Genomic DNA, 279 nt, shown 5'->3' with positions numbered 1-279 from the left:
AGGCACTTGAAAGACGGATATGTAGAGAATCAATGGAGTAAGGCGAAGCTGATCACTGCGGTTCAGGAAATAGTGGCTTCAGAAGAAAATTGCGCTTATTTTCCGGCTTATGAGATCATGATGGATGAACTTCGGGACTACAGGTTTTATGCAGAAGACATGGTGCATCCCAATCAGACAGCTGTGGATTATATATGGCAGAAGTTTCAGGAGGCGTGGATAGCTTCAGAAGCTTCCGCGGTTATGAAAGAGGTGGATACCATTCAAAAAGGGCTTTTG

1 protein-coding gene is annotated in these 279 nt (G+C 44.4%); it reads left to right on the top strand.

Annotation, left to right across the window (positions count from 1 at the left end):
• Positions 1-279 (top strand): GSCFA domain-containing protein (locus HC176_RS19405; protein ID WP_167920590.1); only part of this gene is annotated, 279 nt, incomplete at both ends.

It is taken from the genome of Tamlana crocina, from assembly GCF_012037625.1.
Note: the sequence above shows the minus strand (reverse complement) of the source record. Positions and strands in the feature narration are given on the sequence as shown.